The sequence below is a fragment of the Gordonia insulae genome, from assembly GCF_003855095.1.
Classification (GTDB): domain Bacteria; phylum Actinomycetota; class Actinomycetes; order Mycobacteriales; family Mycobacteriaceae; genus Gordonia; species Gordonia insulae.
This window is the reverse complement of record NZ_CP033972.1, coordinates 3,800,362-3,812,737: the sequence shown is the minus strand read 5'-3', so window position 1 is coordinate 3,812,737 and position 12,376 is coordinate 3,800,362. Positions and strand designations below refer to the sequence as shown.

The 12,376-nt window shown below is 68.9% G+C and carries 11 protein-coding genes; 8 read left to right on the top strand and 3 right to left on the bottom strand.

The window, feature by feature from the left end:
- Window positions 1-263: 263 nt before the first annotated feature.
- The 4 genes from D7316_RS17360 to D7316_RS17345 all read left to right on the top strand — a co-directional run bounded on the left by D7316_RS17360 (window position 264) and on the right by D7316_RS17345 (window position 5,445).
- Complete coding sequence (locus D7316_RS17360) at window positions 264-1,454, top strand: PQQ-dependent sugar dehydrogenase (protein WP_124711407.1); 1,191 nt, start codon at window positions 264-266, stop codon at window positions 1,452-1,454.
- A gap of 12 nt (window positions 1,455-1,466) precedes the next feature.
- Complete coding sequence (locus D7316_RS17355) at window positions 1,467-2,294, top strand: cyclase family protein (protein WP_124709365.1); 828 nt, start codon at window positions 1,467-1,469, stop codon at window positions 2,292-2,294.
- A gap of 101 nt (window positions 2,295-2,395) precedes the next feature.
- Window positions 2,396-4,444, top strand: coding sequence for an ArnT family glycosyltransferase (locus D7316_RS17350; protein ID WP_124709364.1), 2,049 nt, complete (start codon window positions 2,396-2,398; stop codon window positions 4,442-4,444).
- 137 nt (window positions 4,445-4,581) lie between these two features.
- Window positions 4,582-5,445 carry an alpha/beta fold hydrolase gene (locus D7316_RS17345; RefSeq protein ID WP_124709363.1) on the top strand — a complete coding sequence of 288 codons (864 nt, stop codon included), beginning with the start codon at window positions 4,582-4,584 and terminating at the stop codon, window positions 5,443-5,445.
- On the opposite strand, the gene D7316_RS17340 is transcribed toward D7316_RS17345, so the two are convergent.
- Both D7316_RS17340 and D7316_RS17335 read right to left on the bottom strand, forming a co-directional pair.
- The gene (locus tag D7316_RS17340; RefSeq protein WP_124709362.1) at window positions 5,423-6,124 is read right to left on the bottom strand and encodes a hypothetical protein; all 702 of its coding nucleotides are present in this window, start codon (window positions 6,122-6,124) and stop codon (window positions 5,423-5,425) included. The two genes, D7316_RS17345 and D7316_RS17340, sit on opposite strands and share 23 nt — an antisense overlap.
- Window positions 6,125-6,210: 86 nt before the next feature.
- Window positions 6,211-6,903: a DUF6474 family protein gene (locus tag D7316_RS17335; RefSeq protein ID WP_124709361.1), complete on the bottom strand. Its 693-nt coding sequence runs from the start codon at window positions 6,901-6,903 to the stop codon at window positions 6,211-6,213.
- A 207-nt stretch (window positions 6,904-7,110) separates the two neighbouring features.
- Here D7316_RS17335 and D7316_RS17330 point away from each other — a divergent pair, with 207 nt between their 5' ends.
- Window positions 7,111-8,775 carry a TM0106 family RecB-like putative nuclease gene (locus D7316_RS17330; RefSeq protein ID WP_124709360.1) on the top strand — a complete coding sequence of 555 codons (1,665 nt, stop codon included), beginning with the start codon at window positions 7,111-7,113 and terminating at the stop codon, window positions 8,773-8,775.
- A 20-nt stretch (window positions 8,776-8,795) separates the two neighbouring features.
- On the opposite strand, the gene D7316_RS27175 is transcribed toward D7316_RS17330, so the two are convergent.
- Window positions 8,796-9,869 carry a hypothetical protein gene (locus D7316_RS27175; protein WP_164473808.1) on the bottom strand — a complete coding sequence of 358 codons (1,074 nt, stop codon included), beginning with the start codon at window positions 9,867-9,869 and terminating at the stop codon, window positions 8,796-8,798.
- Window positions 9,870-10,143: 274 nt separating this feature from the next.
- Between D7316_RS27175 and D7316_RS17315 the strand changes: the two genes are divergently transcribed.
- From D7316_RS17315 to D7316_RS17305, 3 genes are read left to right on the top strand one after another with little or no spacing between them, the layout of a single operon-like run.
- Window positions 10,144-10,722: a helix-turn-helix transcriptional regulator gene (locus D7316_RS17315; RefSeq protein ID WP_124709357.1), complete on the top strand. Its 579-nt coding sequence runs from the start codon at window positions 10,144-10,146 to the stop codon at window positions 10,720-10,722.
- 37 nt (window positions 10,723-10,759) lie between these two features.
- Window positions 10,760-11,272 (top strand): hypothetical protein, encoded by a 513-nt coding sequence (locus D7316_RS17310; RefSeq protein WP_124709356.1) that lies wholly within the window; start codon window positions 10,760-10,762, stop codon window positions 11,270-11,272.
- A 1-nt stretch (window position 11,273) separates the two neighbouring features.
- Window positions 11,274-12,371 (top strand): MAB_1171c family putative transporter, encoded by a 1,098-nt coding sequence (locus D7316_RS17305; protein WP_124709355.1) that lies wholly within the window; start codon window positions 11,274-11,276, stop codon window positions 12,369-12,371.
- Window positions 12,372-12,376 lie beyond the last annotated feature (5 nt).

Genomic DNA, 12,376 nt, shown 5'->3' with positions numbered 1-12,376 from the left:
GTTCCCCGGGGCGGCGGATAGGCGGGCCCTCCGGAGAACCGCCCCGGACATCCGCCCCTCGCAGCAGAGGCGTCGACACTATGTCGACGCCTCCGCTCGTGAGGGCGCTTGTCGGGGGCGGTTTTCCGTGACGCCCCCGGCGCGAGGGCCTCTGACGCGAAGGAGCCGCGACCGGGGAAATCGGACACGATCCCGTCGACCTGCCGCGGTCGTCGTCGGCGGCGGGTTACCGTACCCACGTGAACGGACTTCGATCCCGGACTGTGCCCACCCGTGCCCTCGCGAAGCGCGCCGCAGCAGTCGGCCTGACCGTCGGAGCTCTGGTCGCCGGCCTGTGTACCGCCGGATCGGCGAATGCCGCCCCACCGCTGGCGGTGTCCACCGTCGCCTCCGGCCTGGACCATCCGTGGGACATCGTCGTCGCCCCGGACGGCGTGATCCTCACCGGTGAACGCGTGGGCAAGTTCGTCGCAGTGATGCCCGGGGGTGAGCGGCGGACCGTGCGCGCCGACCTCTCGCGGATCTTCGCGACCAAGGAGGCCGGCCTGATGGGGCTGGCGCTGGATCCGCGGTTCGCGCAGACCCGGCGCGTCTATTCATGTCAGGCGGAGACGACCGGCGGGAGCGCGGCGATCGTCCCGGGTTCGGCGGCGAATCTGCCACTGCCCTGGCCGAACACCGGCCAGGTGATCAACGTGGTGTCCTGGCGGGTCAGCGGCGACTGGACGAACATGGTCCGCGAGCGGACCGTACTCACCGGCATCCCGGTCAATTCGTCTGGACGGCACGCCGGGTGCGGACTCACCGCAGCACCCGACGGCTCGCTGTGGATCGGTACCGGCGACAACGCCATCCCGACCAACCCGCAGAGCCGGAACTCGTTGGGCGGCAAGGTTCTCCACATCAACGCCAACGGTACGCCCGCGGCCGGCAACCCGTATCCGGGTAGTCCCATCTACACCCTGGGCCACCGCAACGTGCAGGGGGTCGCGGTCACCCAGGGCGGCCGCGTGTACGCCATCGAGCAGGGCACCAGCACCGACGACGAACTGAACCTCCTTCGTGCGGGCGCCAACTACGGCTACAAGCCGGACCGCGCACCGTTCATCTACGACGAATCGGTGCCGATGACCGACCCGGTCCGGGTGCCCGGTGCGGTCGGCGCGGTGTGGAAGTCCGGCAGTCCCACCATCGCGACGCCTGCGCTGCAGTTCCTGCCGTCGAGCGGTTGGGGATCGCTCGGTGGGTCCGTGGCGATCTCGGCGCAGAAGGGCAAGCATCTCGTGTTCGTCACCTTGAACGGTGCGGGGAACGCGACGGTCCGCACCACTGACGCGTTGCAGGACACCTACGGCCGGTTGCGCGCCCTCGCGCTCGACCGGGACGGCTCATTGCTGGTGAGCACCGACAACGGCGGCTCGGACCGCATCTTGCGGGTTCGTCTGGCGGCGTGAGCGACGTCGACCATGTGTGACGACGAGCTGGTCCGCCACGCGCACGAGGAGGCGCGACGGTTCTCGCGGCGGACCGCCCTGCAGATGACCGGTGGTCTCGCCGCAGGCGGCGTGGTCGGTGCGGTGGCGTTCGGAGCGTCGGGTGAGGCGTCGGCCGCCCCGGCGGAGCCCCCGACAACTGAGCCGCAGGGTCGGCGGGTCATCGATCTGACCCACGTGCTGTCCGGGGACTTTCCGCAATGGCCGGGCAACGCGCCTGTGGTGGCCGTCCCGACGTCGGCGGTGGGACCTGGCAACCGTGGCTTCGCCACGCGCTGGATGTCGTTCTCCGAACATTCCGGCACCCACGTCGACGCGCCCGCGCACAAGATCGGCAACGGGATCACCATCGATCGGATCGCGGCGCAGGATCTCGTCGCACCGCTGGCCGTCATCAGCATCGCCGCGCGCGCACGCACAAACCGTCGTGCCACCCTCACCGAACGGGACGTCGAGGAGTACGAGCGCCGGCACGGCCGCATCCCGCGAGGCGCACTGGTCGCGTTGCACAGCGGGTGGCAGCCGCGGACCGGCGGTCCCGACGCCCCCGGTTTCGATCCCGATGCGGTGCTGATGCTGGTCCGCGAACGGGATGTCGTCGCGATCGGCACGGACACCCTCAGCGTCGACGTGCGTGGAGCCGTCGGTGCGCACACGGCGATCCTCGGTGCGGGCCGCTACGCCGTCGAGGCGATGGCCAACCTGTCCTCGGTGCAGCCCGCCGGTGCGGCCGTGGTCGTCGGCGTCCCGCGCTTCGCCGGCGGCACGGGTGCACCCGCGCGGGTGTTGGCCGTCGGCTGACGATCGCGGCAGCGCTCACAGGTTTCTCCCAGCCACCATCCAGCCTGACCGGAGTACCGGGGCCCACTGTGGGATCAACACATCCCACACAGGAGGACCTCATGACCACAGTGCTGGAACGTCCGGGTGCCCAGACACCCGGCGAACCGCCACCTCGGGCGGGCCGTCGTGGCCGCCGCATCGCCGACAGGCTGCGCCGCGAGCGCGCGGTCCGCTGGAGCCCGTTCGCACTGGCCGGCCTGTTGGTGGCCACGGCGATCCTCTACCTGTGGAATCTGTCGGCCAGCGGGTATGCGAACACCTTCTACGCCGCCGCCGCCCAGGCCGGTTCACAGAGTTGGACGGCCTGGTTCTTCGGGGCCCTCGACTCGTCGAACTTCATCACGGTCGACAAGCCTCCGGCGTCGCTGTGGCTGACCGGATTGTCGGTTCGGCTGTTCGGCATGAACAGTTGGGCGGTGCTGGTCCCGCAGGCGCTGATGGGTGTCGCGGCCGTCGCGTTGCTCTACTGCGCTATGCGCCGCACCTTCGCCGACCCGCGCCACGGTACGGCGGCCGGGCTCATCGCCGGCGCCGTCCTCGCCTTCACCCCCGCCGCGGCGCTGATGTTCCGGTTCAACAACCCTGACGCACTGCTGGTGCTGTTGATGGTGGCCGCCGGCTACGCGTTGACCCGGGCGATCGCGACCAACTCGGGCCGGTGGCTCGCGCTGGTCGGAGTCGCGCTCGGCTTCGCGTTCCTCACCAAGATGCTGCAGGGACTGCTGGTGCTGCCCGCGTTCGGGCTGGCCTACCTGATGTTCGCGAACAACGGCTGGCTCAAGCGGATCGGGCACCTGATCGGTGCCACGGTGGCGCTCGTCGTGTCGGCCGGATGGTTCGTCGTCGTCACCATGCTGGTGCCCGCGTCCGCGCGGCCCTACATCGGCGGATCGACCGACAACACCTTCATGGATCTGGTGTGGGGCTACAACGGCGTCGGCCGGATCAGCGGAGGAAGCGGCGGTGGCGGAGGCGGCGGCGGTCAGGCCGGCGGTTCGTTCGGCGGTGCCACCGGACTCAACCGACTGTTCAGCTCCGAGATGGGCAACGAGATCTCCTGGCTGCTCCCGGTGGCGCTGTTGGCTCTCGTATTCGCGCTGTACCTGATGGTGCGCAGCTTCCCCATGTTCCGATTCACCAACGGCATCAACCGAATCGAGGGTGGCGCCATGGTCGCTTGGGGCGGCTGGCTGATCGTGACCGGGCTCATCTTCAGCTTCATGAGCGGCACCATCCACCCGTACTACACGGTGGCGCTGGCACCGGCGATCGGCGCGCTGATCGGTATCGGCGGCGTGTTCGCCTGGCGCAGACGTGATCATTGGGACGGCCGGATCACGCTGGCCGGCATGGTCGGACTCGCGGCCTGGTGGTCCATCGTGTTGGTGAACCGCAACGACTTCGGGCCGGTGTGGTGCCGCTGGATGATCGGCGCGATCGCGGCGATCAGTGTGATCGCGGTGCTCGTCGGCAGCGTGATGGCCTGGCGGAAGGTGGTGGCGGGAGCGGTGATCGCCGGTGCACTGGCCGGATTCGGCGGTACCGCTGCGTTCTCGATCGCCACCGCGGCGACCGCACACAGCGGGTCGATCCCGACCGCCGTCCAGACCTCGATGGAGACCGGCGGCATGGGCGGCCCCGGCGGCATGGGTGGCACCGGTGGCCGAGGAGGTGGCGGCACTCCGCCGAACGGTGTGACAGCCCAGCAGGGTTCGGCCCAGCAGGGTTCGACACAGCAGGGTTCGGCCCAGGACGGTGTCCGCGGCGGTGGCGGTCCGGGCGGTGGTGGCGACATCTCATCGAACACGGAGCTCGTGAATCTGTTGAAGTCCACCGACAACGAGTGGGCGGCGGCAACCAATGGTTCCCAGTCGGCGGCAGGTATCGAGATCGCGACCGGCACCGCTGTGATGGCCATCGGCGGATGGAGCGGTGATCCCGCACCGACGCTGCAGCAGTTCATCTCCTACGTGCAGTCGGGCAAGATCGCCTACTACATCGGTGGTGGACAGGGCGGGCCCGGCGGCAACTCCGAGATCGCCACCTGGGTCGCGGAGAACTACACCGCCACGACGGTCGGTGGGACCACGGTCTACGCGTTGACCTGACCGGGGATCGACGAGCCGTCCGCGAGGCATCGACCTCGCGGACGGCTCGCTTCTCGAGCAGGTCGTCGCACCAGGCCTTGCCGAGTGTGGGCACCATCCCAGTAAGGTCAGGGCATCCGACGGGGAGGGGATTGACGATGACGCAGCGTCTCACCGAGTTCACCAATGGGTCGTACGTGTTCGACGTGATCGACAGCGGCCCCATCGACGGGTCGCCGCTGGTGCTGCTGCATGGGTTTCCGCAGCGCGCCACGGCATGGGAACTCGTCGTTCCGCTGTTGCACGAGAAGGGTTTCCGGACCATCGCGCCGGATCAGCGGGGATACTCGCCACGCGCGCGCCCGTCGCGCCGCCGCGACTATCGCGCGGGCGAACTGGTGGGCGACGTGATCGCACTGATCGACGCGCTCGGGGTCGACACGGTGGACCTCGTCGGCCACGACTGGGGCGCCTTTGTGGCGTGGGCGGTGGCCGCGCGACATCCCGACCGCATCACGACGCTGACGGCGATCTCGGTGCCGCATCCGTCGGCTTTCATCCAGGCGATGCCGCGTGGCCAGTTGCTGCGGTCGTGGTACATGGCGGCGTTCAACCTGCCGAAGCTACCGGAGTTGTTCCTGTCCAAGGCACTTCGGCCCGAGGCGGGTGGCGGTGCGCGGATGGGGTTACCCGAGCCGTTCGCCGGGAGGTTCTACGACGACATCGTCACGTCAGGGGCGTTGACCGGTGCGTTGAACTGGTATCGCGGGATGCCGTTCTGGACCACGGACGATCGCGCGACACCGAAGGTGGTCATCCCGACGACCTATCTCTGGAGCGACGAGGACTTCGCCCTCGGCAAGGCAGGAGCCCGACTGACCGCGACCTGGGTGGATGCGCCGTACGAGTTCCGTATCGTCCACGGTGCTGATCACTGGTTGCCGGAGAGCCGACCGGACGACGTCGCGGCCGCGATCATCGACCGCGCGGGACGGCCGATCAGCGCCGGCGGCGGAGGATAGCGATGAGGATGAGCAGGATGCCGAGCGCGCCGGCCGCGGCGACCACCGGAATGGTCCGGTTGGCGGTCGGCAATTCGGTGGGCGCGCCCGCGCGGAGCTGAGCGAAAGTCGCTCGCTGCGCGTCGGATTCCGCGACCGCGTCGATGACGGACGGTGACGGGCGCGACGACGGTGCCGTCGGCGAGGTGGAGGCGGGCCCCGACGGACCGGTCGACGCCTTCTTCCGTACGGGAGGCTTGGAGGTCGCGGCCTTGGCGACGACGTGCTTCGGCGTGCCCGGGTCGTACTGCGGCGTCGGAGCGTCGTCGGCGGGCGTGGGTGCGGGTGATTCCGCAGCAGCGGGAGGGGTCTCGACCGCGGGCGGGGCAGCCGGTTTCGGTGGTGACTGCTTCGCCGCCGACTTCTTGGCGGGAGCCTTTCGCGCCGGAGCTTTCTTGGCCGCGGATGTCTTGGCTGCCGACTTCTTGGCGGGAGCCTTCTTCGCCGGCGCTTTCTTCACTGGTGCCTGCTCGGCGGCGGGCTTCTCGCCCGATCCCGCTGCGTCCGATCCCGCTGCGTCGGATCCCGCTGCGTCGGATCCCGCTGCGCCCGGCCCTGCTTCCGACGAACCCGTGACCCCGTTCGACGAGTCACCCGACCCATCGTCGGGCGAGGTGCTGTTCGGTTCGGGTTCGGTCATCTGCGTCACGCTCCCTTGCGCGGTGAATCAATCCGGCCGGTCCGTGCCAATCTTAGAGCCAGCACCGGACCGGGACGCCACGACGGTCAGGCGCGGACGCCCAGTCGGGCGAGGATGTCGGCGTCGATCGCCGCGAGCTCCGACTCGATCGACTGATGTGCGGTACGACGTTGCGCGGTCGGCATGGATTCGGCGGTGTCGACGGCGATCGCGAGGTTGTCGAGACGTGCCGTCATCGCCGACACGAAGGCGGAACCCTCGGCGGAGGAATCCTTGGCGGCCACCTTCTCCAGTGACGCGCGGGTCGTGCTGATCCGCGCGGACAGGGTCGCCCCGTGCCCGGAGAACTGACGCAGCACCTCGGGGGCCACCCCGGCGCGACTCGCCTGCAACGCCGTCAGCTGACCGCGAGCGGCCACCGACGCGCGGTAGGCGATCGGCACGATGATCGGCGACAAGAGGCGCGCCACCGTCAGATACCTGCGGACGCTGGTCGGGCTGAACGCCTTCGCGTCCGCGAGGGCCTTGGCCTTCGCCGCATTAGCCTTCGCCTCGGCCTTGACCACCTTCTCCTGGGCCTTGCCCTCGGCCTTCGCGGTCTTGCGCTGCTGTTTGAGCTCCTTCGAGCGGAACTTGCGGTCGTCGCGCCGCTGAGCCTTCGCCGACTTGCGTGCGTCCTTGGCCTCGAGCTTCGCCTCCAACTTGGCCTTCGCCTTCAAAGCCTTCGCCTCGGCCTTGCGTTGAGCGCGTGACCTGCCATCCGACGAGAACAATCCCATCTGAGGACCGACCTCCTTCTGCGGTGTCGCGGAGCTTGGGTATAGCGGAGCTGTCGACCACCCGTCGGCGGAAACACCGGTCGGGGAGTGCGTGCGTCGGTACAAGCATTACATAGGCTCGATGACGCGGGACCCGCGCGAACCGAGTCCGTGCGTGCCGGCGTGCTACTACTTCGGTAGGGGACAGGCGTCGGGAAAGGATGGGCAGTGACGGCAGTCGTGTTGCATCCGCGCGACCTCGCCGGCTGCGAGCATCGGTTGTCCCTCGACCAGTCGCACCCCGACCTCGTGCGGGCCCGGCCGGACACCCCGGAAGCCCGACGCCGAAAGGACGCGGCCGCCGACCATCGTGCGGGGGTCCGGGAGATGGTGCGCGGACTGCACAGCGATCAACCCGCCGGCACCGTCGTGCTGATCGATCCCGACGCCGACCACGCGACCCGGGTGGCGGCCACCCTGGCGGCCTGCGCCGACGCGGCCGACTGGATCTGGAACGCGACCCTTCCGACGGACCGCGACCATGGCCGTCGCGGCCACGCGGAACTGCTCATCCGGGACGGTGGTGGCTATGTCCCGGTCATCGTCGTCAACCATCGGGTGAGCTATCGCGCGAAACCCGACCGACGGCCGAACGGTGTGCTCAACACAGCGGGGAACGGCACGCTGACGAGTCCGGTCTGGACCTGGGCGCCGACCCCCGACCCCACCCGCAACGGCCGAAATCAACGGCGCGATCAACTGCGCCTGGCCCAGCTGACGGTCATGCTGCTCGACCTGCGCCTCGCCACGTCCGACGTCCCCGAGGAACTGCGTGCCGGGGTGATCGGCCTCGACGCCGACTGCATCGTCGTGCACGAGATGGCCGCCCTGCTGGAGGATTACCGGGCTGTGTTCGACCGCCGGATGGCGATCGCCCAGGGACACATCGCCACCACACCGCGGCGGATCGGCGAGTGCCGCGGGTGCCCGTGGTGGACGCGCTGCGGACCGGAACTGGAGGAGCGGCGCGACGTCAGCCTCGTGGTCGGCGGCAACCAGAGCGCCGCCCTGTTCGACGCCGGGATCACCACGATCGACCAGCTCGCCCACTACCGGGGCGATGCCCCCGACGACTGGCCGGGCAACGTTCGCTTCGACGACGCGGTGCTCAACGCCATCGCGTGGCTGACCGACACCCCGCTCATCCGACGGCTGGCCGAGCCGCACGTGGCGCGGGCCGACATCGAGGTCGATGTCGACATGGAGAGCTACGGCGAGCACGGCGCATACATGTGGGGCACGCTGCTGACCGACAACACCGACCCGTCGCGGGAGGTCCGCTACCGCGCCTTCGTGACCTGGCAACCGCTGCCCACCCCGGACGAGGGGCGGTCGTTCGGGGAGTTCTGGACATGGCTGAACGAGGAGCGCGCCGCAGCCCATGCGGCCGGTAAAACCTTTGCGGCATATTGCTATTCGCAACAGGCGGAGAATCGGTGGCTGCTGTCGTCGGCGACCCGATTCCCGGACGCGGCGGGTATGCCGGCACGTGCGGAGGTGGAGGCCTTCATCGCCTCCGACGAGTGGGTCGACATCTACGAGGCGGTCGGCCGCAACTTCGTGTGCCCGAACGGCAAGGGGCTCAAGCGGGTCGCCCCGGTGGCCGGTTTCACCTGGCGCGACGCCGAGGCCAGCGGCGAGGCGTCGATGGATTGGTACCGTGAGGCCGTCGGGCTGGGTGGATCGACACCCGATCTCACTCAGCGACAACGGCTTCTGGAGTACAACGAGGACGACGTCCGGGCCACCAAGGTGCTCCGCGAATGGATCGATGGCCGCGCGAAAGATGAAGTCCCGCACGAAGATCAGGTGCTCGAGTTCCGCAACCGCTGAACGTCGGCGGCCCGGTCAGCTCACGGCCGCGATGACCGCAGTGCCTCCAGGAACGACCCGCTGCCCAGGAGTGCTATCGCGCCGAGAACCAACAGCGCGCCCGGCGCCAGGCCGACGAGAATCCGCCGGGTAGCGGTCAGCACGCTGTCGCCGACGACCGGTGGTGCGGCCTGCGCGGCTTGCCTCGATCCGCTCGCGGACCCGGCGCTCGACGATGCGCTCCCCGGAGAGTTCGACGAGCCGTCCGACGCTGTCGAGTCGGCGCCCGCAGCGCTGGAACCCGATCCGGCAGCGGAGCCCCGGGACCCGGTCGCGCCCTCGGCCGCGCCGCCGCCGGGTCCGCCGGTCGGCGCATCCGAGCCGGCCGCATTCGCGGTCGGCACGCTGGGGACAGCCCCGTTCGGCGCACCGGGGCCGGCTCCGCCGGCGGCAGGTGTGCCGGCACCGCTGCTCGACGACCCTCCGCTGCTGCCGGGCATCGCGCCGCCGGTCTGCGGGGTGGATGTGAACAGCGGAGGTCGGGGTGGGATGACGAAGCCGGCGCCACCGCCGGCGCTGTCCGCTGAGGTGGTGGTCGGTTCCGAGGTCTCGGTGGTGGTGCCGGATGTCTCGGTGGTCTCTGATGTCTCGGTCGGCTCGGTCGGCTCTGTTGTCTTGGTCGGATCCGTGGTCTTGGTCGGGTCCGTCGTTTTCGTCGGCTCTGTTGTCCTGGTCGGTTCCGTGGTCTTGGTCGGGTCTGCGGTCCTGGTCGGGATGCCCGTCGAACCGGGGCCCTCGGACGTGTCGTCGCCGTCGCGCCCGCCACCCGATCCGTGACCGCCGTGACCGTGACCGCCGTGACCGTGACCGCCGTGAACGCCCTGGCCGTGGCCACTCTGTCCCGAGCCCTGGCCACCTCGGCCGTCGTGGTCCCGCGATCCGCCGGACCCCGCCGATCCCTGCGATCGGGAACCACCGCCCGAGCCCGACGAGTCCGGAGAGGAGAAGGCCACACCGGCACCGATGCCCAGAACCGCGACCGCGATCAGCGCGATCACGGCGGCGAGCGCGCTCGTGCGACGTCGAGTCGGCGGCTGCGGTAGGCGGTGCTTCATCAGACCTCTGGTTCGGTTACGCGGACGAGAACAGGTGTGGTCACATCGTCGTCCACTGTTCACCCTCCGGTAAACTCGGATTTGCCCGACCGCACGTTATTTACGATCGAGTGTGAACAATGCCACAATGGGTAATCGTTACAGCATTGGCACAGGTGATACACGTGGGCAGCGACGGTCGGGTACGTTCTGATCGTACTGAGCGTTGCATCCACGATGCACGCGCGTCTTTAATGTTTGCAAGTTCAAACTTTTGGTTTTGCCGGGGAGAAGAATGACATCGCGAGGTGCGGAAATGCCTGTAGGGGATGGCGGACGTCGAACCGACGCCGAGGTGATCGACAGCGTCCGGACCGAAACACTTGATCCGGGCCTCTTTGCCCGGCGTCTGGAAGAGCTCTTTCGTACGGTTCCGGGACCCAACGGCCGGGCGTACAGCGCCAAGGCCATCGCGGCCCGGTCGACCGAGCGCGGATTCCGTCTGGGGGAGTCGTACCTGAGCCAGTTGCGTTCCGGGAAGGCGAAGTCGCCCTCGTTCCGCACCGTCGAAGGCATCGCCGCCGCATTCGGCGTCGATGTGCACTATTTCCTGGAAGACCGTGCGGCACAGCGCACTCGCGACGAGATAGACCTGATGCGCCTGCAGGCGGACACCAACGTCCAGCTCGCGGCCTTCCGTCTGGCCGGGCTGTCGAGCGACTCGGTCACCGTCGTCAACGAACTCATCAAGGTGCTGCGCGAGCAGCAGGGTCTGCCGAAGGATCCACCGGACGTGCTGGCGGCCGGGATCTCGGAGGCGACGCTGGAGGATGCGCATCTCCGGGTCGTCGGCGGGCAGTCGAAGCTCGACTGATCTGCCCGAATCCGGGCGTGATCTCCGACGTGAGCGTGTGATGCGAAGTCAACGCGCACTCCGTGCGCTGTGCCGTGACACGCTGAAGGGCCTCGACCTCGACCTTCCCCTCGACGTCACGCAACTCTGCGACCGGTACGGTGAGCGCCGCGGACGGCCGATCCGACTCATCGCGCATCCGCTTCCGGCGGGCATGCCCAACGGGGTGTGGCTGGCCGCCGACGACGCGGACTACTTCTTCTACCAATCCAATACGTCCCGGTTGCACCAGGACCAGATCGTCATCCACGAGTTCGGCCATCTCATCGCCGGACATCAGATGCTCGGCGCGGTGTCGGCCTCCGCTCTGACCGCCCCCTCCGCCGGCGACTCCGATGATGCACTGCAGCGCACCTGCTACTCCGATGACCGTGAGTGGGAAGCGGAGATGCTGGCGTCGATGATGCTGAGCTGGGCCGCGGACGCCAGTGATACCGTCGGCTCGACGCCGGCGAATGCCGACCTCCGCGGTATCCAACGGCTACTGGGCGGGCACAAGGGGTGGTTATAGCGTGATCGTGGTCGGCGTGGTCAACGCGATCGCCGCGGTGATCTTCGCGGCCGCGTTGTGCTGGCGACTCGAGCAGATCCGGCGCGAGGGCGGCGGCCTGCAGGCGATCGCCATGACCACCGCGATCGCCGCATTGACCCTGGCGTTCGTGGTCTCCGGCAAGGACGTCACCGAGGCCATCGACGCGACGCTCTTCACCGGCGCGGCCCGCGTCCTCTTCTACGCGCTCCTCGCGATCGGTGTCGCGGGCCTGATCGTCGTGTTCTTCTTCCCGGGCCGCTCGACGACCCGCGAACGCCGCGCAGGAATCGAGGCGGTTCCGCTGATCGTGGCGCTCATCGGGCTGCAGGTGACGATGCTCGTCATCCCCGACGACATGCGCACCCAGAATCTGTCCGAATGGACGGCGCGCAACGTCGCGTACGCACTGTTCGTGTTGATCGCCAGCGGGTACCTCACCTACGGCTTCGTGGCGTGCGTGCGCAGCATCCGACGCTTCCTCCAGCTCTCGCAGGGTTATCTGAAGACGTCGCTGACGCTGCTGATGGCGGGCCTGGTGTTCCTGACCGTCAGCACCCTGATGCAGATCGTGTTCGTGATCGGATCGTCGACCGGATGGTTCCGTCTGCCGTGGCTGCTCGGTGCCGGCCGCGTGTGTTCGATCGTCGGTGTGGTCGCATTCCTCGTCGGGATCAGCTACCCGATGCTGCATGCCCGGTGGCAGAGCGTCACCGCGCAGCGGCGACACCGGCGTGAGGCCGACGAACTCGGGCCGCTGTGGGAACTCGTGACCGGGGCCATCCCGGAAGTGGTGCTGCCGACCAAGGATTCGCCGGCGCCGACGATGATGCTGCACCGTCGGGTCGTCGAGATCCGCGATGCGCTGACCCAGCTGAGTCCCTATCTCACCGAGGACTTCGAGGTCGTCGACGACGCGGCGCGGGCGGACATGCTCTGGGCGGCAGTCGAGGAGTACACGATCGCCGGCACCTCCCGCGGGGCGGTCCGCGAGGTCGTGCCCGGCGGCGCCGACATCGAGGCCGACGCGGCGCCACTGCTGGAGTTGTCGCGCGCGGTCGCCGGCCAGTCCGTGCACTGACCCGA